Origin of the sequence: Blautia sp. HCP3S3_H10_2, from assembly GCF_052122375.1 — a bacterium.
GTDB lineage: Bacteria > Bacillota > Clostridia > Lachnospirales > Lachnospiraceae > Blautia_A.
In genome coordinates this window covers 99,220-121,029 of sequence record NZ_JBQKCL010000007.1, presented here as the reverse complement: position 1 = coordinate 121,029, position 21,810 = coordinate 99,220, and the positions used below count along the sequence as shown (strand labels likewise).

Here is a 21,810-nt window from a genome sequence, read left to right as displayed (position 1 = left end):
GTAAAAATCATTGTAAAAAAGAGGGATATTACACGAAATCTTTCACTTACGTATAATATCCCTCTGTTATACTTATTTCTACTATTTTGTTTGCCTGCAAATTCTGTCAGACATACTATAACTACGCTTCTTCCACAGCTGCTTTCCTGGCGAAAATTTCTCGAATAACTTCCGGGGCAAATTTCGGTTTCCTGTCATAGGTATATAAACCATTCTGTTCCTGTTCCACATCGGTAAGCTGGGTATAACAGAACCCAAACATATTCTCATTGTCCAGAAGCACATCGGTAAGCCCCTTCAGGCGCTTAAGGTATGCCTCCGGTGATTCCGGAATATTTCCATAGCCCCATGCATCCCCCTTAAGGCTCCAGCCGATTCCGCCGTATTCGCTTACAAAAAACGGACTTTTCCCGTCATAGGTCTGCCGCTCTTCCAAGGCCTGTGGGAAATTAAATCTGTTTGTTTTTCCAAGCTCTTTATAATGCTCTGCAAAAACAGCCGGATCCTGCTCATAATCGTGGAGATCGTAAACATCTGTCACCACATGGTAATTTCCGCTTGTATCAATGCAAGGTCTGGTAGGGTCAGCCGCTTTCGTTGCTTTATAGACAGTGGCAAGCACTTCATCAAACTGTTTTCTGTTGTTCTGGTCCCAGGTCTCATTGAACGGACACCAGCCAATAATGGCAGGATGGTTGAAATCCCTTTCCACTTCCTCCAGCCATTCCGGAAGCACTCCGTAAATGCTGTCTGCATAGGAATGATCCAGTCCCCAGTTCGGAAACTCTCCCCATACAAGATAGCCATGCAGGTCACAATAATACAGGAAGCGCTCTTCAAAGATTTTCTCATGAAGGCGGGCGCCGTTGAATCCCATTGCCAGGGAACGCTTAATATCATTTTCCAGTTCTGCGTCAGATGGTGCCGTGTAAATCCCATCCGGATAAAATCCCTGATCCAGGACCAGACGCTGGAATACCGATTTCCCATTTATAAGAAATTTCCGGTCTTCAAGCCGGATGGAACGAAGGCCAAAATAGCTTTTTACCACATCCTTATCATACGTGAGCACCAGATCATACAGCCTTCCATTTCCAACCTCCCACAAATGTTTTTCCTGAAGCCTGAGGGTAAGAACTGCCATGCCGCCTTCTGAGATCCGGCTGGCATTTCCCATCTGTTTTCCCTGATAAAAAGCTTCTGCCAAAAAAGTCCCCTTACCGGCAAGTTCCGCTATAATTGTAAGGGTTCCAGATTCAACGTCTGTTATATATTTTACTTTCTTTATGTAGTTTTCCGGCACAAATTCCAGCCATACAGTCTGCCAGATTCCCGTTGTGCGGGTGTACATACAGGCATAAGAATTGTATTTTTCACTCTGCTTTCCAGAAGGAATCAGACGGTTCCGGGTGTCATCCACTGCGTTTACAATAATGGTATTGGTTCCCGCCTTCACATGCTCCGTAATATCTACAGCAAAAGAAACGTATCCGCCTTTATGGCTTCCGCATTTCGTCCCATTGATATAAATAGTTGCCATATAATCCACTGCACCAAAGTGTAAAATCACCCGTCCCTGAAGCTGGCTTTCTTCCAGTTCCACCTCACGGTAATACCACACAGAATTCATAAAATCTTTGTATTCGATTCCGGACAGCTTGCTTTCCGGGCAAAAGGGAACCTGAATGTGGCGGGAATAGGACGCCACATTTTTATAAAGGCCTCTTTCTTCCCAGCTGGATCCCGGATCCAGTTCAAAATTCCAGTCTCCATTTAAATTCTGCCAGTTTTCACGCATAAATTGCGGTTTCGGATGTTCTGCTCTGTAAATCATCTGAATTCTCCTTTTCTTTTTCTGAAATATGTTTTCTGATTTTTCCCCAAAAACGATTTGTGTTTTTTAAAGGCTTTTTAGCTTCCTCAAGTTCAAGAACTTTTCTTGTTTCAATAATATAAAATTCCCAGTTTTTTACAAGGTACTATTGCCCTGAAAAAGTTGACATATCCTACTATTGTTTTTAAAATGATACTAGAGCCAGTTTAAAAAACCATTCCTGCAATTTGCACGTCCTAGAGCCTGTTTGAAAGGAGAATTTTTATGATAGAATTATCCCAGCTAAGGCACGCCTATCCGGAGCGTACCCTTTACATTGACCGTCAGCATGGACATCCGGAATATACGTTTCTCCATTTTTTCACAAGCATGAAACTGACCTATAATGGGAAAAGCATAATAACAGAACCCCATTCCGTAATTATTTTCCGCCCTGGTACCCCTCAGCATTTCGAGAGCGACACGCCAATGATCCATGACTGGATTCATTTTCACGGTGATATGGAGCCCATTTTACAAAATATCAGTCTGGAATTAGATACCTTGTATTATCCTTCCCAGACAGAATTTATCACGGATCTGACCCGAGAACTGGAAACCGAATTTTATAATGCCAGAGCAAACCGGGATGCACTGATCCAGTTGAAATTCCAGGAACTTTTTATAAAGCTTGACCGGGCAGTATCCGGAGAATCAGAGCCCGTTTTTGACACAGAAATCACAGAAAAATTTCGCAGACTTCGCGGAAAAATGTTTATCAGTCTTCAGGAAAAATGGTCGGTGGAAAGAATGGCGGCAGAGGTGGGATTCAGCAAATCCAGATTTTACAATATTTATAAATCCATTTACGGAATCACGCCTACAGCCGACCTGATCGAAGCCCGGGTAAACAGCGCCAGAAATATGCTTCTCTCTACCTCTAAAAAGATTGAAGATATTTCTTATCTTCTGGGATATGAAAATACCACTCATTTTATAAGGCAGTTTAAAAAGTGGACTGGCTATTCACCGGCAGCTTACCGGAAAAGAGAGCGCACAACATAAAAGCCGTTATACCATGCAACATATATTTTAGTTTTGCACTCTATGCAAATTTCCTCTTTTGGATTTACCTGTTAGGTTAATTTAAATCATTGACACATGTAGCTAATCAGAATATAATATATTTACCTCAAAGGTAAAAACCACGAAAGAGGTGATGGATTGGAAATAACATATAAAACTCGCAAGATTGAAAAGGTGTGTACAATCGCAAGCGAAGCCGAAAAGAAATACGGTTCAGAAATGGCCGAAAAAATCCATCAGCGTATAGATGAAATAGATGCCGCCGATACCGTTGAAGAAATGGTCCAATTTCATATCGGAAGATGTCATCCATTAAAAGGCAATCGAAAAAGTCAGTACGCAATGGATTTAGTTCATCCCTACCGACTGGTTTTTAAAAAAATAGGGAATGAAATTCAAATTGCTAACGTAATGGAAATTGTGGATTACCATTAAATTTCCATTTCACTCAAGGAGGTATTACGATGGTGAAAAGTCGCAGTTTTATTGCAACACCACCGGGAGCAACTATTAAAGAGCAGTTGCTTGATAGAGGACTTAGCCAGAAAGAATTGGCTTTACGCATGGGTATGTCCGAAAAACATATTAGCAAATTAATTAATGGCGAAGTTCAGTTGACTCCAGATGTTGCTGTTCGTCTAGAAATGGTACTAGGTGTTCCTGCTAAGTTTTGGAACAATCTAGAAACTACTTACCGTGAAAAACTTATAAAAGCAAATGCTGAAAACGAAATGGACGCTGATAAAGAACTTGCCAAAAAGTTACCTTATCATGAAATGTCAAAGAATGGCTGGGTACCCGAGACCAGAGACGCAACCGAAAAGGTAATTTATCTTAGAAAATATTTTGAAGTTGTAAACCTCGAAATTATCGAAGATATGCAGTTATCAAAAATCGCATGTCGTAGACTGGTCGAAACAGAAAAAGGCAATCTTGCTCTATTAGCATGGGCACAGAAAGCCAAGCTAGAAGCGCGTACTATCGAAACTTCATTAATTGATTTAAGAACCCTTAAGAAAAAACTGCCACAAATCAGAAGCATGACGACAATGAATCCTGCCGACTTCTGTCCTAAACTGATTGAGATTTTGGCCAGCTGTGGTATTGCACTCGTTTTCCTTCCTCATATTGGTGGCTCTTTCTTACATGGAGCAACTTTCTATGATGGAAATAAAATAGTTGTTGGATTAACAGTCCGTGGTAAAGATGCAGATAAATTCTGGTTTAGCCTATTCCATGAACTTGGTCATATTTTACTAGGCCACATCAATCAGCCAAATGGCACAACCGATGAAGACGAAGATGCCGCTGACAGTTTTGCAAAAGAAATATTAATTCCAACTGCAGAATTCAATGCATTTACTTCCAAGAATGATTTTTCAAAAGCATCCATTTGCTCTTTTGCCCAGAAACAAAATATTCTTTGTGGAATTGTTGTCGGACGCTTGCAAAAGGAAGGTTTCATAAACTATAATCGCTGCAATGATTTAAAGACCAAATATGCATTATCAGCATAATCAGTAAAAGAAGCATTATTCATCTTAGCAACGGCCATACCGGAAGCCTCTCCGATATGGCCGTTATCTACTATTCTATATAATTGTCTCTGGCACTGTTATTTTTATGCCAGTTCTGGCTCCAGTGCTTTCGCCAGTTTCTCCTTCTCAGCCTCTGCCTCAGCAAGATCTTTACCAAGTGTGGTGTAATAAATCTTGATCTTCGGCTCTGTACCGGATGGGCGGACAACAACAGTCTCGTTATTCTCCAGCTTGTAGATCAGCACATTGGCTGCCGGAAGTCCGGTCTCCTCAGGTTTCTTGTAGTCTGTAACCTTTACTACCTTGTAACCTGCAATCTCTGCCGGCGGGTTATCACGGAATTTCTGCATGATTCCTGCCATGGTATCCATTCCGCTAAGTCCTGGGAATTCAAAGCTGTCTACCTTGTTCAGGTAACGGCCATACTGTGCATAGATTTCCTCAAGTCTCTGCTTCAGAGAACTTCCAATGCTTCTGTAATAAGCAGCCATCTCGCAGATCAGCATAGATCCGATGATTGCATCCTTATCACGTACATATGGTCCTGCAAGGTATCCATAGCTCTCCTCAAATCCAAAGATAAAGCGGTCTACCTCACCAGCTGCCTCAAGCTGTGCGATCTGGTCGCCGATCCACTTAAATCCGGTAAGCACGCTTCTGAGCTCTACGCCATAATGCTCTGCAACAGCGTCTGCCAGAGGTGTGGATACGATAGATTTCACTGCTACAGGGTTCTTCGGCATTGTGCCTTTCTCAATGCGACCTGCTGCTATGTAATCAAGAAGGAGAACTCCAACCTCATTACCGCTAACCAGCTCGTAGGAACCATCCGGGCATTTCATAGCGATACCAACACGGTCTGCATCCGGGTCAGTAGCAAGCATAAGGTCTGCGCCAGTCTCCTTGGCAAGCTTCAGTCCCTGTTCCAGAGCTGCGAAGATCTCCGGGTTCGGGTAGCTGCATGTGGTAAAATATCCGTTTGGATATTCCTGATCCGGAACGATAGTAACATCTGTGATTCCGATGTCTTTCAGAATCTGGGTAACCGGTACAAGTCCGGAACCATTCAGAGGGCTGTAAACCAGTTTCAGGCCGGCAGTCTTACAAAGACCTGGACGAACCTGGCGGGATTCGATGGCATCATAAAGAGCCCGCTTACAGTCATCACCAACAAAGCGGATCAGACCTTCCTCAACACCCTCTGCAAAAGACATGTATTTCGCTCCGGTAAGAACGTCTGTCTTCTGAATCTCGTCATATACGATAGCAGCTGCGTCATCTGTCATCTGGCAGCCATCTGGACCATAAGCCTTATATCCATTATATTTAGCAGGGTTATGGGATGCTGTAACCATGATACCTGCATTGCACTCATAATAGCGTGTCGCAAAGGAAAGTGCCGGTACAGGCATTAATGCATCGTAAATTCTGACCTTGATTCCATTGGCAGCCAGTACTCCTGCTGCATTTTTGGCAAATACGTCACTTTTCAGACGGCTGTCATAGCTGATGGCAACGGTCTGGGTACCGCCCTGTGTCTTCACCCAGTTGGCAAGTCCCTGTGTAGCCTGACGTACTACATAGATGTTCATACGGTTGGTACCTGCTCCCAGGACACCACGAAGGCCTGCTGTACCAAATTTCAGGGCTACTGCAAAGCGTTCCTTGATTTCTTCGTCGTTTCCTTCAATCTTAGATAATTCCGGTTTCAGATCTGCATCTTCGAGATCAGCTGCCAGCCAGCGCTTGTACTCTTCGTTATACATTTTAACCACTCCTGCCATTGTTATTCTGTTAATTTTGTCTATTATTACTACAGATATTAATAATATACCACATTTTTTACGAAACGGCAAGATGAGGGTGGAATTTCTGTCGGACAATTTTTCTCTATTTTTCGACAAATTCTGGCTATCCTCAGCACAAACATATCTGACGGTTGCAGGAACACCCACGACACATAGCAATACAATCCCATAATTTTTGATTTCCTCGTAAATTCCCTCATTTTTATATGGCACTCCCAGCATTTTTACGCTATAATAAGATAGTGTGAAAAAGAATTGTTAAAATGTCGAAATACTTTTCGTGAATTTCGCAGCTGCAGAACGGAGGATATTATGGAAATTGTTTGCTTAGACTTAGAAGGTGTACTTGTCCCGGAGATCTGGATCGCATTTGCCGAAGAGACCGGCATTCCGGAATTAAAAAGAACCACAAGAGACGAGCCCGATTACGATAAATTAATGAAATATCGTCTGAACATTCTGAAAGAGCATGGACTTGGGTTGAAGGAAATCCAGGAGACCATTGCAAAGATCGACCCAATTCCTGGTGCCAGGGAATTTCTGGACAAATTAAGAGCACAGACCCAGGTGATCATCCTCAGCGATACTTTTTCCCAGTTCGCAGGCCCTCTTATGAAAAAACTTGGCTACCCGACCATCTTCTGCAACACTCTGGTAGTCGGTGAAAACGGCGAAATCACAGACTTCAAGATGCGCTGTGAGAAATCCAAATATACCACTGTCAAAGCCCTGCAGTCTATTGGCTACGACACCATCGCCAGCGGCGACAGCCATAATGACCTTGGCATGATTCAGGCAAGTAAGGCCGGTTTCCTCTTTAAGAGTACTGATGCTATTAAGGTAGAATACCCGGAAATCCCGGCATATGAGACTTATGATGAGCTGTATGAGGCGATTATGGAGGCAATCCGCGCGTAAGACAAGCGCTTTTTACTATAAACCAAAAGATTTTTCCAAATATCTTTAAACGTGTCTTCCAAAGACTTGGGACAAGATATGCGTCACAATTTACTACAAACAGTATCAAAAAATAAAAATCCTGCTTTTCCAATTACCGAAAGCAGGATTTTTTATTTTTCCACATATCATTCCAAATCAATCATTTCGAACTGATTCTATATTTTCTTAACGCTTTTTCGCTCAATAAACTGGGTACACATCTGCATCTTGATCTTTGTACCGTCATTATCTTTCAGAATATCCCGCAGCCTGCGTACAACTGCCCTTCCCATCTCCTGCTTCGGCACCCGAAGTGTTGTCAGCGGCGGATAGGAAATAGAGGAAAAGGTAAGATCATCAAATCCCACAATGGAGATATCCTCCGGGATCCGGATTCCAAACTCTGCCATAGCCTTCATGGCGCCAAGGGCGATCATGTCATTGTCTGCAAAAAATGCTGTCGGCAGTTTCACCTTCTGGGTCAGGCAGTGCTTCATATCCTCATACGCCCCATCAATGGTAGTTGACATGGTAAAAATATAATCCTTATTCAGCCCTAACCCCGCCTTTTGTAACGCAGTCTGGTAGCCTGCAAAGCGGGACCTGAACGGTTTGATGCGGAAATTTCCGCGCAGATAACCGATTTCCTTATGTCCGTTGGCAATCAGGTATTCCGTTGCCATACGAGCCGAATCAGCATTATTGATCAGCATGGCATCGAAGCTCATGTCTTCTTTCCAATAATCGATCACAATAAACGGACAGGTCATTCCCCGGATCAGGTCGATATCTGCATCCACCATCTCTGTTCCAAGAAGGATCACGGCAGAAGCTTTATCATTCATGATCCATTTCGCCTGCTCCTGACATCCAGGATCACGTTTGTCCAGATTGCACATCTGCATTTCCATTCCACAGGCGCGGCATTCCTGCTCCACTCCGGAAATCAGCTGGATAAAAAACGGAGAATCCTCTACCACGGAGCCGTCCCTTTTGAACATTACGAATTTTATTTTGCGGATATGATTTTCTTCATAATAGCCAAGCTCCCGGGCAACTTTAAAAATCTTCGCGGATGTCTCAGCATTCACACCTTTTTTATAATTTAATGCATTCGATACGGTTGCCGGAGAAAATCCTGTAATCTCGCTGATTTTTCTCACACTTACCTTCATGTTGATTCCTCCTATGTAAAAAACATTTGCAATCTGCCAGCCCCACTTACTTATTTCGTCCTTTGGTAGGGTTCTAGTACAACATCAGGAATACAGATTGCTGGAATATTTAACAAAACATGTCTGGTCTCACTACTTGCAGAAACCAGCTTTCCCCAGCAGCAAATTATTACGCAAAAAGACGCTGCCAGACAAGTTCCCCCGTCTTTTGCAGCGTCTTCTCTCATCACCTTTATGCCGGGAAAGCAACTCCCGCTCTCAAAATTACATTCGGATACGGTGTAAATTCACCTGTGCGGATCGCAAATTTGCACTGTGCAGACATTTTCTTCAAGTCTATGTGGTCAATTCTGCTCTCCTCTGCCTCAGGAAGGCTCTGCTGAATATATGCAAGAAGCTCCGGATTCTTTTCCTCGATCTCATTGGCAATGGTGTAGGCTTCTACCTCAGTTTCCGCCAATACCGCATCCATTACCTGTTTAAAGGTAGGAACTCCTCCACATACAACCAGGTCAACAATCTCCACACCTTTGGGAATTGGCATTCCTGCATCACCGATCATAAACAGGTCTTTGTGTCCCAGCTCTGCAATGCAGCGGATCAGCTGGGCATTTAAAATTCCTGACTTTTTCACGCTTATTCCTCCTGCTTCTCTGATTTATTACTATAAATCTTTTTTTGATTTTTCGCAACTGTTTCGAATACTTAGATAAATATCCTCATTATCGCGACTGTTTTTAGCCACTTCCGGGCAATTACCAATTATTTATTCTCGTTTCTTGCCTGCAGTGCCATCTTCGCCTGGAGATTTCTCTGTGTCTGGTCGATTACAACTGCAAGAATGATAACCAGACCACGGATAACCTTCTGCCAGAACTCGGATACACCACACATTGTCATACCATCATTGATAACACCGATAACGAATGCACCAACTACAGTTCCAATGATGGTTCCGGAACCACCACTCATGGATGTTCCACCAAGTACAGTAGCTGCGATGGCGTTCATTTCCCATCCATCACCGGAAGCCGGATGTGCTGCGGAAAGCTGTGCGGTGTTGATCATACCAACCCATGCTGCACAGAAACCGGAAATCATGTAAACGATAATTTTGATCTTATCAGCTTTGATACCGGAAAGGCGGGCAGATTTCTCATTGCCACCAACAGCAAGTACATACCATCCAAATGGAAGCTTTTTCAGAATGATTACGGAAATAATCGCAAGAACTACGAAAATGTAAACACCGGTAGGAATACCTGCGATGTTGCTTCCGAGAACCTTGAAGCCTGTATTTCCCAGTCCGTCATAACCTTTGATGTCTGAGAAGGTTGCACCGTTGGAACGCAGGTTCGCGAAACCACGGCAGATATACATGGTACCAAGGGTAGCAATAAATGGTGCTACGCCTAACTTTGTTACAATAAGACCATTGACTGCACCGATGATACAGCCCACAACCAGCATGGAAATCACGATCACCGGAACGCTGAAATAAAGAGTTACACCAGCAAATTTCAGGGTAATACCTTCCTGGATCATACCGCCGGCAAGCATACCAACCAGTCCGACTACAGAACCTACAGAAAGGTCAATACCGCCTGTGATGATTACAAAGGTCATACCAAGTGCCAGGATTCCGTACAGAGCCACGTGCTTCGCAACCATGGTCAGTGTGGAAGCTGACAGGAATGTGGTACCTTTTACAATGGTGAAAAAGATAACCAGGAGTACCAATACGATAAAGGTACGTCCTTTTAAAAGGGTCATTAACAACTGATTATTATTTGATTTTTTGTTATTCATTATTTTGCTCCTCCCCGGCTTACGCGTTTCTTCCGGTTCCAAGTCCGGCATAAGATGTACGTACAAGTGTGTCTTCTGTGATCTCATCACCGGTCAGCTCGCCGGTCTTTTTACCATTGGACAGTACACAGATCCTGTCTGCGATGGCCATGATCTCTTTCAGCTCAGATGAGATAACGATAATGGAAAGTCCTTTTTCCGCAAGGTCGTGAATGATCTCGAAGACCTCTGTCTTCGCACCAATATCAATACCACGGGAAGGCTCATCCAGAAGTAAGATCTTCGGCCTGGTCAGAAGTCCTTTGCCAATAACGACCTTCTGCTGGTTTCCACCGGACAGAGACAGGATTGGAAGTCTCTTATCCGCCACTTTAATATGAATATCTTTGATCTGCTCGTCAACTGCCGCATCTTCTGCTTTTTCATTCAGGAACAGACCTTTTACATAATCCTTCAGAGAGGAAATAGATGTATTTTTTCCAATATCAAGAGTCTGGATCAGGCCCTGGCTCTGACGATCCTCAGGTACAAGGGCGAAACCATTCTTGATCTGGGTGGCAACATCCTTGATGTTCAGCTTTTTGCCCTCGTAAAGAACCTCGCCGGTATGTTCCGGATGAAGTCCCATCAGGCACTCGAACAGCTCACTTCGACCAGCTCCAAGAAGTCCATAAATACCGAGAACCTCGCCTTTTTTCAGATCCAGGCTTACATGGTCAAGAGTCCAGCCGCCGCCTTTTTTCGGAAGGCACAAGTCTTTCACTTCCAGCACCTTCGGCTGTTTGGAAAGGTCAATGCTTCTCTCGAAGCGGTGATACTGGGTATTCTTTCCAACCATATTTTCTACGATCCAGCTAAGCTCGATATCTTTTACATCAGCATCTGCAACGTATTTTCCATCACGGAGAATGGTTACGTGGTCACCGATCTCCATGATCTCTTCCAGACGGTGGGAAATATATACGATGGAAATTCCTGCTTCCAGAAGCTCTCTCATGATCTTGAAAAGGACCTTAACCTCTGCTGCGGAAAGAGAGGATGTAGGCTCATCCATGATCAGCACCCGCAGGTCATCCTGATTCAGGTTTCGCGCGATTTCAACCATCTGCTGCTGTCCCACACGAAGATCTCCTACCATGGTTTCCGGTGGAATCTCATGCTCCAGACGTTTCAGGATTTTCTTAGCGCCCTCTGAATGTGCTTTGTCATCCAGGAAAATACCTTTTTTCTTTTCATGTCCCATGAAAATATTCTGGTATACTGTCATATTCGGGAAAAGGGACAGCTCCTGGTGGATAATCCCGATACCTTTTGCTCTGGCAGCATTAGTATCTTTGAAGTAAACTTCCTGTCCATCCATGTACATCTTGCCTGCTGAAGGCTGCTCGATACCAGCGATCATCTTCATCAGAGTGGATTTGCCGGCTCCATTCTCTCCGATCAGAACGTTTACCTTGCCTTTGAGAAGATCGAAGGAAACCTGATCAAGAGCTTTGGTTCCGGGGTAAATTTTATCTATTTTTTCACAATGGAGAACAACATTCGGGTCGTCAAACATAATGCTTCCTCCTTTTATTCAATCGTCAGCTCGACTGCTGTAACAGATACTGCATCTTTACCGGCTTCTGCGCCGCCTGTGAATGTAACAGTCTTGCCGACTACACTGTCGTCAATTCCAAGTGGATCGATTACCTGTGAGAGCGCCTGCTTATTCAGCTCTTTTCCATAGCTGGACCATTCTGTCTGATTGGTAAAGCTCTCGAAGTTCTTCAGGGACTGAAGATCACGGATCGCGGTACTGGAGTTCGGGCCGTCTGTACGCACCTGGACTTCTGCAGTTCCAGTGTAACCGTCCAGTTCTACTACAAGATAATGTTTCGGGGTGTCTGTATTATATTCTTTGATTTTTCCTGTGCCTTTTACTGCGGTTGTTTCTGTAATGCCATCACCATTTAATACTTCTGCAAGGTCCTGTGCTTTTCCGGAAATGTCGGATACAACTGCTCCCCAGTCACCTTCGGATTCTGCTGCAGAATCAAATTCCTGCTTACCGGTATAGGAGCCTTCTTCTCCGATGGGAACTACGGTTACGACACCGCAGCCCGTAAGGGTTACTGCTGTACATGCGGCCAGAACTGCCAAAATTCGTCTGCTTTTCATAATTTTCTCTCCCTGCTTTCTATTATAAAAGGCGGCGCTGGCGCACCGCCTTCTAAATTCATACTATTGATTTTACCAAAGCTTCTTATTTTCTATTATTCAGCATCTGGCTCTGTGTAAACGAATGCGTTCAGACAATCTGAATTCTCAGCTGTGATAGCTACACAAGGAACAAGCTGTTTCTCTTCTTCCGGAGCTGTTCCGTTCAGATAAGCGTCTGCCTGCTCAACTGCCATCTCAGTAATCAGAGCGATCTGCTGAAGTGCGGTACCAACCATGTCACCAGATTTGATGTAAGCGTTTGCTTCGTCAGATCCGTCAAGGCCGATGATCTTGATATCGTTACGTCCTGCATCAAGGCAAGCCTGAACAGCACCACATGCCATTGTATCGTTACCACAGATGATACCTGTGATCTCTGGGTTAGACTGAAGGATAGCTTCTGTCTTCTCATAAGCTTCTGTCTGATCCCAGTTAGCTGACTGCTGAGCTACCATTTCAAGATCTTCATACTCATCAATTACGGAATGATAGTTATCAGAACGAACCTGACAGTTTGTATCGGACTCAAGTCCAAGGAGCTCTGCGTATTTGCCTTCGTAGTTCATTGCTTCTACCCAGCACTCAGCGATTGCTGCTGCACCCTGTGCGTTATCTGCTACGATCTGTGCTACTGCAAGTCCTGACTTGTTAATTTCACGGTCAATAAGGAAAGTAGGGATTCCTGCATCATATGCTTTCTGAACTGCTTCGATGGAAGCATCTGCTCCAGCGTTATCGCAGATGATTGCTGCTGCGCCATCATTGATAGCTGCTTCGAAAAGCTCAAGCTGTGTAGCAGCGTCATCATCATGGGAAGCACATTTTACTTCGTATCCAAGTTCTTCAGCTTTCTCCTTAGCGATTACCTGCTCGGTGTTGAAGAATGGGTTGGATGTGGAAGGTGTGATACAGTAAATGATCTTGCTTCCGCCGCCTGGAAGTAATTCAGCGTTCTCTTCTGCCATTACCGGAACTGCCATTAAACCTCCAACCATAGCTGCTGTCATTGCTAATGCCATTGCTTTTCTTGCTTTCATAATTTCTTCCTCCTTGAAAAAAATAATTTAAGATCTCGTTTGCAGTCATTTTCTTTTCTGTACTGCTGATATCTTGATTATAAACGTTTACACAAATATTTCAATTACTATTTTAGTTTTGTTTGGTACTTTGTATGTTTGCACAAGGTTTTTAGGTGTTTTTTAGTTATTTATTACTATAAATGTGGTGGTTTTATAGACTTTCATTGTTGTTTTACAAAAACATTTATATAAACGTTTATAAACATTTTAATAAGCTGGCGCGTATTTAAAAAGCTTTCTGGAAAATGCGCATCACGATTTGTGAGAGATTTATATCGCAATCTTATGAATACAGCCTGCAAATATTTTTTATGGATACGCTTTAAGTATTTCGTCAAAAAAATAGGAGCGAATTTTGCCTCGCTCCCATTTTTCCCTATTACTCAATCCCAAGCTCTTTCTTCACTTCCTCCGCTGTCGGAATAGAAGGGGTTGCCCCTGGTCTCGATACTGCGATAGAAGATGCCTTCGCTGCAATGCGAAGAGATTCCTGAATGCTTCTGCCTTCAATAAGTGATGCGATAAAGTATCCGGTAAAGGTGTCCCCTGCTGCTGTGGTATCCACTGCTTTTACCTTGAAAATGTCCTGGAAAACTTTCTCCTTACCGTCGTAATAAACAGCGCCATCACCGCCAAGTGTCAGCACAAACCTTGCGCCTGGAAATTTCTCTGCCATGGCATCCAGGATCTGATCTTTATCCTTACAGCCGGTGATCTGCTCTCCTTCAATTTCATTTACCAGGAAAAGATATACTTTTCCCAGGTCACAGCTGTTCAGCTTATCATCATATGGAGATGGATTCATTACGATCTTCATCTTTTTCTCATAGGCCTGGTCGATGATGTAATCCAGCATATTGATCTCATTCTGCAGGATCAGGTAATCTCCTTCTCCAAAGTCAGCCAGAACCTCATCTACAAATTCCCTGGTCTGCATCTGATTGGTTCCGCCGTAGAGGATAATGCAGTTCTGGGCGTTTTTGTCCACCTGAATCATGGTGTGGCCGCCTTTTACAGGCAGTCTGCGGATATATTTTGTGTTTACCCCAGCCTCTTTGCAGGCATCCAGAAGAATATCCCCATCATTTCCCACAATACCAGCATGATAAACCGGAACCCCGGCCTTCGCCAGCGCGATAGACTGGTTCAGCCCCTTTCCGCCGCTGAAAATCTCCATTTTGGATGAATGCTGTGTCTCGCCACCCACGATAATGTGATCTACGGAATACACGTAGTCTACGTTAAGTGAGCCATAGTTTAATACCTTCATGTAAAAATCCTCCGTTTTGTTTCACTTTTGCTGCACAGACTTTGCCTAGCAACGATTATGATTATATTATGTTGTAGAAATTGGGTTACGTCAACCGGATTTTAGAGAATTTTCCTGCAACAAAGTATTTTAACATCGTTCACCAGTAATAACCATATTTTAAACGATTGAAAAAGTTTCAGCAAAGCAGTTACCACTTATAAAGCATATTCCTGTAACAGCTTTTGCTGAAATTTTCGATCTGAAACAGACCGTAACAGCTCGTCCTGCCTATTATCAGCTAACAATAAACGATTCAATTGGTTAATCTGGTTTTTTCCACGGCGTTCGCCACGACGCTCTCCGTCTCTAACCATATCATCAAGAGCTTTACACATATTCCATCCTCCTTCCGCATTTTTCGCATCATCTTTTAGCGTCTCCAATATTGGCGATTTTGCCATTATTGCCAATAGATTGTATGTATCTTCCGCCAGATTTTCAAAGACATTTTTATTCTCTGTCACATACTTTTGCAATTCATCCTTGTTTTGAGCCTTTTGCAAAAATCCTATAACCCATTTTAGGTCTGTATGAAAATTATTTATATTTTCAAACCTTCGCATATCTAAAATATGAATAGGATACTTGGTAAGAATTCCTCTCATTTTCTCTGATTCTGCAACTTTTCCAAACAGATTCTGCGCAGATTCTGCAGCATCCCATTTTTTCTCTCCAAAGTACACGATTAAAATTAACAAAGGATTAATCCTATCGTTTCTGCCCATACCAGACAAAAATTCTGCCCCTTTTAAATCCTTTTTCTCCCTATGTTTTCTCTCTAGTTCTTTCCATTGGCTATAATATTCTTCTGCTTCCTCATTCATCGCCCGAATCGGCATAGCATAATGTATTTGTGTCTGATTTTGTAAAAAAACACCTATTCTACAGCCATCAATTTCCACGTTGCGAAATAAATCTACAACATTTGCTTTCGTTGATACTTTTGTACCTTTTCCTTTTATCTTTTGCAGCACAGGATCTCTTTCCTGGACACTTTCCCAATGAACGACTTCAGCGCCATTGAAAAAATAGCCATTCAAAAGATCCGCAAACCGTTTCGGGTTCTTAAAAAACTCTATAGAAACCGCATTCTGTGGCTTCATAAGCTCCTTCCCGGAATATTGTACTTATTCGTCGGCATTTCCTATTAATATATAATTTATATTTTTATTATATATCCATAGTCATACTAATACAAGTACTTTATTCCTATTTATGTTATTAAAATGAGTTATCTGGTCGATCTGACCACACTGACAAAATTAGAGCTTAAATTGAAGTTCCAAATGATTTTCAGATATCTGATTGATTTAGTATAACTCTCAAGTACAGGCTAAGTCAATCAGTAAAAAATAAATATTATCCTGTTCTTCCTGACATATCAAAAAGCTCCAGTCAGGTGGCGCCTTTGTGCAGCATTTCTGAATGGAGCTTTCATTTTTATAATTTTTTCAAACAGGCTCTAAGGCTGGCTTAACATACATTCTTACAATAGCATATAGATTGCAATACACACCGAAAATACCGCCACGAAAATCTTCAGGCCCTGGACTGGGACTTTTCCGGCGAAGCGGCTGCCAAGCCAGACGCCGATACCGTGAGTTACAATAATCAAAGCCAGAAGACCCATCACGCTTATCCAGTTAATTCGGGAAAGATAGCCGATGCAGGCTGGGATGGCGATGAATACGGAGTCAAAAAGTGCCACACCAACTGCAATTCTGGCAGAGACACCACAAGCTACAAGCAGAGGCATGACAAGGACGGGGCCTCCGGCTCCGGAGAGGGAACAAATAGCGCCAGTGACGATGCCGAGTACGAGAAGAAAGGCCATGTTGTCGGTAAGCGTGCTGGAAGCGATTTCAGTTGATACTTTGTTTGAATTGCTCTTTTCCCGTTTTTTCTCATTCCACATTCTTACCAGTATGGATGCCCCGGAAAACAGCACCACCAGGTAAAGAATGGTCTTCGCCGTACTCTTCTCGATCAATGACTGAAGAAAAACGCCTCCCACCGCACCGATCAGGCTGCCAAACCCAAGCTTTACGGACATTTTCACATCCAGATTTCCAGCCTTGTAGTAGTTCCGGGAACCGATAATCCCAGATACAAGAAAGGCCAGGAAGCTAAGTGCCAACGCATAGGTTACATCAAAACCCAGCCCACCAGTATAAAGCATAGGCAAAAGGAATCCGGCAATTCCGCAGATTCCGATGCAACCGCCTACTGCCATATTTGCAACTGCGATAATAATGATCGTCAATATTGTTAATTCACCCAATTTTTCATTTTCCTCACTTCTACTTCCAAATATTATGGTAAACAGATCATTCGTCTCATCTGCTCATATTTATCTACTTTCACAAACTTTATAATGCAGCAAAATATTCTTTTGCCTGCCACATAATCTTCTCCTCATCCAGCGTCTGCACCTGGCGGTTTCTCATAAGGATTTTTCCACCTACAATACTATCGTTTACATCATTTCCGCACACACACTCCAGAAGCGTATTTACACGATTATTTGTAGCAAAAAGCTGGGGCTGATTCCAGTTAATGGAAATCATATCTGCCTTAAATCCTTCTTTTAACAACCCAGACTGCTCTTCTCCCAATGCAACAGCTCCGTTTCTTGTCACTATCTCCAGGATTTTCTTCGCAGGCATAACTGCCGGGTCTGCATTTTTCACACCCCAGAAGGCATTCATCACAGAACGGAAAATCTTCATCTCATTCCAAAGACTTAGTCCGCCGTGGGCTGCTCCGTCTGTTCCAAGTCCTACCGAAATTCCTCTTTCCAGAAGATCCGGAGTATTTGGAACACCTTTTCCACAATTACTAAACGGACAGTGCACCACTTTTCCACCTTTTTCAGCCAGAAGTGCACGTTCCTGTGGAGAAAGCATGATTCCATGGGCAGCAACAAAGCGGTCATTTAATACATGAAGGGAATCCAGATATTCTACCGGGCGCATCTTATATTTCTCCAGAGTATAATTCACTTCTCCCGCATATTCATTCATATGCGCCTGAAAAAAAGTGTCTCTCTCACTGGCTCTTGCCGCTGTTTTCTCGATCAGATCCTGAGAACAATTCATCAATGCACGAAGGGAATAGAAAATTTTCAGATTTCCCTTTCCATGAAATTCTTCGAAAAGGTGGTCTTCTGTTTCCAAAACCTCTGCCGTTGTCTGACGGATTGAATCAGGAAAATTCCCCTGATCCATGGCAGAATGGGAAAGTGCTCCGCGAAGTCCGGATTGCTGGTACACCCTGGCAGCCTCTTCCATGTAGTAACTTCCTGCATCAATAAATCCGGTTGTTCCATTTTTGATCATTTCCAATGCTGCCAGTTCTGCTGAAAGACGCATTTTCTCCGGAGTAAGAGTGCTTTCAAAGGGAAGCATGATGCGCGTCCAGATCATAGGAAGTTCGTCCAGAACCGCTCCTTTCAAGAGCTGCTGTCCTGTGTGCATATGACCATCCACAAGACCGGGCATCCAGAGGAGATTTTCACCGTTAATAGTCTCAGTCGACAGAAAATCTGATTCAGAAAAACATTCGTCTTCCATCTGCTTTGCAACTTCTCCGGCGAACTTTTTCTTGCCTTTTTCTTTTACTATTTTCAGTATTTTTCCCTCTGAAATTGCAATAGAAACCTTATCCTGAACATAATAATTTTCATCCAGATAAGACGTATTTTTTATCAGTACATCGCAAGTTATCTTCTCTTTCATCTTTTCCTCATTTCACATTTGTATAGTTTTGCTAATTAGCTCACCGGAACGTTGCTCCGCATGGCGGTGAATATACATTGTAAAATCGCGTCCGGGTAACAACATCCAGCACATAAAATAGCAATAAAGCGGATCCATAAAGATCCGCCCTGTTATCAGATTACCCCTGTCAGCGATAAGCCAGCCTGCGCAATAATTGCAGAAAATGTAAATGTTCCGATCATAACAAGTGCCGCAATAATCAGCATTTTCCATCCCTGTTTCGCAAACTCTTTCAGCTGGTCGCTGATGGAAATTCCAGCGTATGCGCCAACCATAGTCAAAGGCGCTGTAAAATTGATTTTTCCAGCAGACTCAATAACGAAATCTCTGATCGGGCTTAAAGGACAAGCCAGAAACAGTCCCAGAAGAGAACAATATGCAATTACTGGAAGCTTAAGAGGAACAATCTTACTAATCACCACTGCTGCCAGTGAAATCAGAAGCAGAATCGCGATTCCCGGAAGAGAATCCACAAAGCTTACCTGAAAACCAACAAAATTCGCAAGTGCAATACCAAGACCTGCTACAAGAAACATAACTGCCCACTCTATATATCTCATTTATTTGTCTCCTTTTTTGCAAATTTATCATGAATCGGACCAAGTTTCGGCTCCAGGACTCTGTAGAGCCAGTTGCATAAAGGTACACCAATAAAGATTGCCATATAAATTCCGTCAATTCCAGAAATCGTCTCACTGGCACTTGCCAATGCGGAAATCTGATCTGCCATAGCCGGGAACATTGCGGATAGGCTTGCTGTAGCAGAAGCCATCATGATTCCAGCCCCAACACCAGATGCCATTCCAAGGGCATATGGATGAAAGATTCCGGTAGATGCAATTACAGTTGCCATAAATCCAAAGAAAATAGTTCCTACCATTCCACCAATAATGTAGATAGAAAGACTTCCACGGGCTTCCGCTGAATCCGGGCCAAACATGTCCTGCATAAGCGCCAGGTTTGTCTCTCTGTTGATGGAATGACATGCACCAACTGCTTCTCTTTTCAATCCGAAAAGAAGAGCAATCGGAAGAGATAAAAATATAGTTCCCAGGTTTCCAAACTCCTGAAGAAGCAGTGCCGGTCCTGCGGAAATAACTGTCTCTATACTTGCACCTGCGTTAATTCCAAGCTTTGCAATAAAAGGACAAATACATACGATAACAAGTTTTGAGGCTGCTTTTACTTCGGGCTTCTTAAAAACTTTCAGTACCTGCGGTCCCGAAAGGATTCCAAGAAAAATAGAATAAAAGATAGGAAACAGAATCAGTGTTCCCGGTCCCAACGGTACCTTGATCTGGCCGATGGAATCAGCGATCACAATAAAGATCAATGCGGCGAGGTAGATTTTCCATTCTTTTTTCAGGCGCTCGCCAAGGCCTGAATACATAAACTCCTGTTGCTTCATTTCTTTCCTCCCTGATGTGTGTTTGTTTCTAAACAGTAACATTCGCGGCAATTCTCCGGGGCTCCCATTCCTTAAGTAGAGCGTGTTTGAAAAACATTTCAACTGCTCATGAACAACTTCACAAAGCATTCTGTTTCTCTCGCATACTTTAGGTAAGCAACTGGTTGGATGCAGAAAACCGCCGTTATAACTGCATAGCAGTGTTTTTCATTTGGAACCGCAAAAATTTCAGCTCCTTCACACCAGGCACTTTACGCTTTTTTTCAGGATAAAAAAAGGACAAATGGATGTTTTTATTAAATTTTTCTAAAAATCATGGTATAATTTTCTGTATAAGATATGAGCAAATGGAGGTTCTTATATGACACTTGAAGAGCTGATAAAAACCTATCCTGACGTGGAAACCTACTTCAAATATATGCCAGAGGAACTGAAATCCAGGTACACGATCCGCAAATTTCCTCCGGGAACAATCATCCATCAAAAAGATTACGCCCTTGATTATTTTGGCATTGTAGTCAGCGGAGATCACCGGGTAATCAATGAATTTGAAAATGGCAATATTTTTATGATTGAAAAGAATGAAGCAATTGATTTTATCGGCGAAGTTGCCATTCTGGCCGAAAAAGCCACTACCTCCGTTTCTATTGAAACATTGACAGAATGCATTGTCTTCATGATTTCCAGAGCGGATTTTGAAATGTGGATTTCCCAGGACATCCATCTGCTCCGGCTTGTTGCTCACAAAATCGCCTACAAGCTATACCGTTCCTCTTACAACCGTGGGGCTAAACTTTTTTATCCCCCGACCTTTCTTTTCCTGGATTATCTGCTGAAATATGCATCTAACCACCATATTGAAGAGACTGGCGAAATTGTGTTAAAAAAGACCCGGGAAGGAATCCGCGAAGAACTGGGAATGACAGTAAAAACCATCAACCGGACAATCGCCAAGCTAAAAGAGGACGGACTTATTCATACTCGTAAGGGAAAAGTTGTTATGTCTCTGGAACAATATAAACTGGCACAGGAAAAAATCAGCACTTATGTAACATAACTTTATTTTCCAGCTAAAATCCGTATTTTTTTCCCATCTTTTTCTATGATGCCTTCATCTGCCAGTTTTTTCAGTTCCCGCATCATTGCGCTGCGGTCTACACTAAGATATTCTGCCAGAGTTGTATAAGACATAGGCAAAATAAAGCAGGCGCTTTGTTTTTCTGCCGCAACCGAGTTCAGATATGCCATAATTTTCTTCCGGGTGGAGCTCCTTGAAAGCACATAAATCCGGCTGGCCTGCTGACTGGCGCGCATGGCGATCATCTGGAGCAGGTTGCTGACCAGCTGGCTGTGGAATTTACAGGCATTTTCGCAACGCTTGATCACATGCTCGTAGTCGATAAACAGAACTCTCGTTTCTTTTTTCGCACAGACATAATAGTGCTGGGACTCTTCCGGAAGGAGAAAGGGTTCTCCAAAAACACTGTCCTTTTTCAGATCATCCAGCATATATTGATTCCCATCTTCATCGCAGCAATAGAGCGCCGCCTGCCCTTCCAGAATCAGCCCGATCTTCTTCATGGAACTGGCGTATTCCATAATCGTTTCATTATTCTGATAAGTAACCTCACGCATACAGAAACAAACGCGCATACGCTCCTGCTCCTCCGGGGTTATGTATGAAAAAAGTGTCACTGGGTTCATCCTGAAAATCCTCCGTTTCGTACATTGTAAAGTTTCGTTCACTACAAAATAGAATACATTATTTTGTTGTATTTGCAACAGATTTTATTCCAAAATTTGGTTATACTACAAGCATATTAAGGAAATGCCAGAGCATAACATAATAATCGACTTCATTT

Annotated in this window: 20 protein-coding genes; 5 read left to right on the top strand and 15 right to left on the bottom strand. The window is 42.9% G+C overall.

The window, feature by feature from the left end; genetic code table 11:
- Positions 1 to 121: 121 nt before the first annotated feature.
- Positions 122 to 1,834, bottom strand: coding sequence for a glycoside hydrolase family 2 protein (locus tag ACTQWB_RS09495; RefSeq protein WP_441501017.1), 1,713 nt, complete (start codon positions 1,832 to 1,834; stop codon positions 122 to 124).
- A 264-nt stretch (positions 1,835 to 2,098) separates the two neighbouring features.
- Between ACTQWB_RS09495 and ACTQWB_RS09490 the strand changes: the two genes are divergently transcribed.
- The 3 genes from ACTQWB_RS09490 (at position 2,099) to ACTQWB_RS09480 (ending at position 4,416) form a co-directional block, all read left to right on the top strand.
- On the top strand, positions 2,099 to 2,878 hold the full coding sequence (locus ACTQWB_RS09490; protein WP_441501016.1) for a helix-turn-helix domain-containing protein: 780 nt from the start codon (positions 2,099 to 2,101) through the stop codon (positions 2,876 to 2,878).
- 159 nt (positions 2,879 to 3,037) lie between these two features.
- Positions 3,038 to 3,334, top strand: coding sequence for a type II toxin-antitoxin system RelE/ParE family toxin (locus tag ACTQWB_RS09485; protein WP_441501015.1), 297 nt, complete (start codon positions 3,038 to 3,040; stop codon positions 3,332 to 3,334).
- A gap of 29 nt (positions 3,335 to 3,363) precedes the next feature.
- Entirely contained in the window at positions 3,364 to 4,416 is a 1,053-nt protein-coding gene (locus ACTQWB_RS09480; protein WP_441501014.1) for a HigA family addiction module antitoxin, read from the top strand.
- A 104-nt stretch (positions 4,417 to 4,520) separates the two neighbouring features.
- On the opposite strand, the gene ACTQWB_RS09475 is transcribed toward ACTQWB_RS09480, so the two are convergent.
- Positions 4,521 to 6,203, bottom strand: coding sequence for a phospho-sugar mutase (locus tag ACTQWB_RS09475; RefSeq protein ID WP_441501013.1), 1,683 nt, complete (start codon positions 6,201 to 6,203; stop codon positions 4,521 to 4,523).
- A 354-nt stretch (positions 6,204 to 6,557) separates the two neighbouring features.
- Between ACTQWB_RS09475 and thrH the strand changes: the two genes are divergently transcribed.
- Positions 6,558 to 7,163 (top strand): bifunctional phosphoserine phosphatase/homoserine phosphotransferase ThrH, encoded by a 606-nt coding sequence (gene thrH, locus ACTQWB_RS09470; protein WP_441501012.1) that lies wholly within the window; start codon positions 6,558 to 6,560, stop codon positions 7,161 to 7,163.
- A 197-nt stretch (positions 7,164 to 7,360) separates the two neighbouring features.
- Here the strand turns inward: thrH and ACTQWB_RS09465 are convergent, their stop codons facing one another.
- The 12 genes from ACTQWB_RS09465 to ACTQWB_RS09410 form a co-directional block, all read right to left on the bottom strand.
- Positions 7,361 to 8,359: a LacI family DNA-binding transcriptional regulator gene (locus ACTQWB_RS09465; RefSeq protein WP_441501011.1), complete on the bottom strand. Its 999-nt coding sequence runs from the start codon at positions 8,357 to 8,359 to the stop codon at positions 7,361 to 7,363.
- 232 nt (positions 8,360 to 8,591) lie between these two features.
- Complete coding sequence (gene rbsD / locus ACTQWB_RS09460; RefSeq protein ID WP_441501010.1) at positions 8,592 to 8,993, bottom strand: D-ribose pyranase; 402 nt, start codon at positions 8,991 to 8,993, stop codon at positions 8,592 to 8,594.
- 128 nt (positions 8,994 to 9,121) lie between these two features.
- Positions 9,122 to 10,168: an ABC transporter permease gene (locus ACTQWB_RS09455; protein WP_441501009.1), complete on the bottom strand. Its 1,047-nt coding sequence runs from the start codon at positions 10,166 to 10,168 to the stop codon at positions 9,122 to 9,124.
- Between the two features lie 19 nt (positions 10,169 to 10,187).
- Positions 10,188 to 11,726: a sugar ABC transporter ATP-binding protein gene (locus tag ACTQWB_RS09450; protein WP_441501008.1), complete on the bottom strand. Its 1,539-nt coding sequence runs from the start codon at positions 11,724 to 11,726 to the stop codon at positions 10,188 to 10,190.
- A 14-nt stretch (positions 11,727 to 11,740) separates the two neighbouring features.
- Positions 11,741 to 12,328: a DUF2291 family protein gene (locus tag ACTQWB_RS09445; RefSeq protein ID WP_441501007.1), complete on the bottom strand. Its 588-nt coding sequence runs from the start codon at positions 12,326 to 12,328 to the stop codon at positions 11,741 to 11,743.
- A gap of 95 nt (positions 12,329 to 12,423) precedes the next feature.
- Complete coding sequence (locus ACTQWB_RS09440; RefSeq protein WP_441501006.1) at positions 12,424 to 13,407, bottom strand: D-ribose ABC transporter substrate-binding protein; 984 nt, start codon at positions 13,405 to 13,407, stop codon at positions 12,424 to 12,426.
- A gap of 421 nt (positions 13,408 to 13,828) precedes the next feature.
- A complete protein-coding gene (locus ACTQWB_RS09435; protein WP_441501005.1) occupies positions 13,829 to 14,719 on the bottom strand; it encodes a ribokinase in 891 nt (296 codons plus the stop codon).
- Positions 14,720 to 14,916: 197 nt separating this feature from the next.
- Positions 14,917 to 15,864 (bottom strand): hypothetical protein, encoded by a 948-nt coding sequence (locus tag ACTQWB_RS09430; RefSeq protein WP_441501004.1) that lies wholly within the window; start codon positions 15,862 to 15,864, stop codon positions 14,917 to 14,919.
- Between the two features lie 383 nt (positions 15,865 to 16,247).
- On the bottom strand, positions 16,248 to 17,042 hold the full coding sequence (locus ACTQWB_RS09425; protein ID WP_441501003.1) for a sulfite exporter TauE/SafE family protein: 795 nt from the start codon (positions 17,040 to 17,042) through the stop codon (positions 16,248 to 16,250).
- An 88-nt stretch (positions 17,043 to 17,130) separates the two neighbouring features.
- A complete protein-coding gene (locus ACTQWB_RS09420; protein ID WP_441501002.1) occupies positions 17,131 to 18,498 on the bottom strand; it encodes an amidohydrolase family protein in 1,368 nt (455 codons plus the stop codon).
- Between the two features lie 155 nt (positions 18,499 to 18,653).
- Positions 18,654 to 19,100, bottom strand: a complete 447-nt coding sequence (locus ACTQWB_RS09415; protein ID WP_441501001.1) for a hypothetical protein — start codon at positions 19,098 to 19,100, stop codon at positions 18,654 to 18,656.
- Positions 19,097 to 19,948, bottom strand: a complete 852-nt coding sequence (locus ACTQWB_RS09410; protein WP_441501000.1) for a DUF3100 domain-containing protein — start codon at positions 19,946 to 19,948, stop codon at positions 19,097 to 19,099. The genes ACTQWB_RS09415 and ACTQWB_RS09410 overlap by 4 nt, the downstream gene beginning before the upstream one ends.
- Before the next feature lie 361 nt (positions 19,949 to 20,309).
- On the opposite strand from ACTQWB_RS09410, the gene ACTQWB_RS09405 reads away from it, so the two are divergent.
- Positions 20,310 to 21,005 carry a Crp/Fnr family transcriptional regulator gene (locus tag ACTQWB_RS09405; protein WP_441500999.1) on the top strand — a complete coding sequence of 232 codons (696 nt, stop codon included), beginning with the start codon at positions 20,310 to 20,312 and terminating at the stop codon, positions 21,003 to 21,005.
- Positions 21,006 to 21,007: 2 nt separating this feature from the next.
- On the opposite strand, the gene ACTQWB_RS09400 is transcribed toward ACTQWB_RS09405, so the two are convergent.
- Positions 21,008 to 21,652 carry a Crp/Fnr family transcriptional regulator gene (locus tag ACTQWB_RS09400; protein WP_441500998.1) on the bottom strand — a complete coding sequence of 215 codons (645 nt, stop codon included), beginning with the start codon at positions 21,650 to 21,652 and terminating at the stop codon, positions 21,008 to 21,010.
- Between the last annotated feature and the right edge of the window lie 158 nt (positions 21,653 to 21,810).

Coding starts and splice junctions, on each gene's coding strand:
- ACTQWB_RS09495 (WP_441501017.1), bottom strand. CDS start 1,834: ATGATTTACAGAGCAGAACATCCGAAACCGCAATTTATGCGTGAAAAC.
- ACTQWB_RS09490 (WP_441501016.1), top strand. CDS start 2,099: ATGATAGAATTATCCCAGCTAAGGCACGCCTATCCGGAGCGTACCCTT.
- ACTQWB_RS09480 (WP_441501014.1), top strand. CDS start 3,364: ATGGTGAAAAGTCGCAGTTTTATTGCAACACCACCGGGAGCAACTATT.
- ACTQWB_RS09475 (WP_441501013.1), bottom strand. CDS start 6,203: ATGTATAACGAAGAGTACAAGCGCTGGCTGGCAGCTGATCTCGAAGAT.
- thrH (WP_441501012.1), top strand. CDS start 6,558: ATGGAAATTGTTTGCTTAGACTTAGAAGGTGTACTTGTCCCGGAGATC.
- ACTQWB_RS09465 (WP_441501011.1), bottom strand. CDS start 8,359: ATGAAGGTAAGTGTGAGAAAAATCAGCGAGATTACAGGATTTTCTCCG.
- ACTQWB_RS09455 (WP_441501009.1), bottom strand. CDS start 10,168: ATGAATAACAAAAAATCAAATAATAATCAGTTGTTAATGACCCTTTTA.
- ACTQWB_RS09450 (WP_441501008.1), bottom strand. CDS start 11,726: ATGTTTGACGACCCGAATGTTGTTCTCCATTGTGAAAAAATAGATAAA.
- ACTQWB_RS09445 (WP_441501007.1), bottom strand. CDS start 12,328: ATGAAAAGCAGACGAATTTTGGCAGTTCTGGCCGCATGTACAGCAGTA.
- ACTQWB_RS09440 (WP_441501006.1), bottom strand. CDS start 13,407: ATGAAAGCAAGAAAAGCAATGGCATTAGCAATGACAGCAGCTATGGTT.
- ACTQWB_RS09435 (WP_441501005.1), bottom strand. CDS start 14,719: ATGAAGGTATTAAACTATGGCTCACTTAACGTAGACTACGTGTATTCC.
- ACTQWB_RS09430 (WP_441501004.1), bottom strand. CDS start 15,864: ATGAAGCCACAGAATGCGGTTTCTATAGAGTTTTTTAAGAACCCGAAA.
- ACTQWB_RS09420 (WP_441501002.1), bottom strand. CDS start 18,498: ATGAAAGAGAAGATAACTTGCGATGTACTGATAAAAAATACGTCTTAT.
- ACTQWB_RS09415 (WP_441501001.1), bottom strand. CDS start 19,100: ATGAGATATATAGAGTGGGCAGTTATGTTTCTTGTAGCAGGTCTTGGT.
- ACTQWB_RS09410 (WP_441501000.1), bottom strand. CDS start 19,948: ATGAAGCAACAGGAGTTTATGTATTCAGGCCTTGGCGAGCGCCTGAAA.
- ACTQWB_RS09405 (WP_441500999.1), top strand. CDS start 20,310: ATGACACTTGAAGAGCTGATAAAAACCTATCCTGACGTGGAAACCTAC.
- ACTQWB_RS09400 (WP_441500998.1), bottom strand. CDS start 21,652: ATGAACCCAGTGACACTTTTTTCATACATAACCCCGGAGGAGCAGGAG.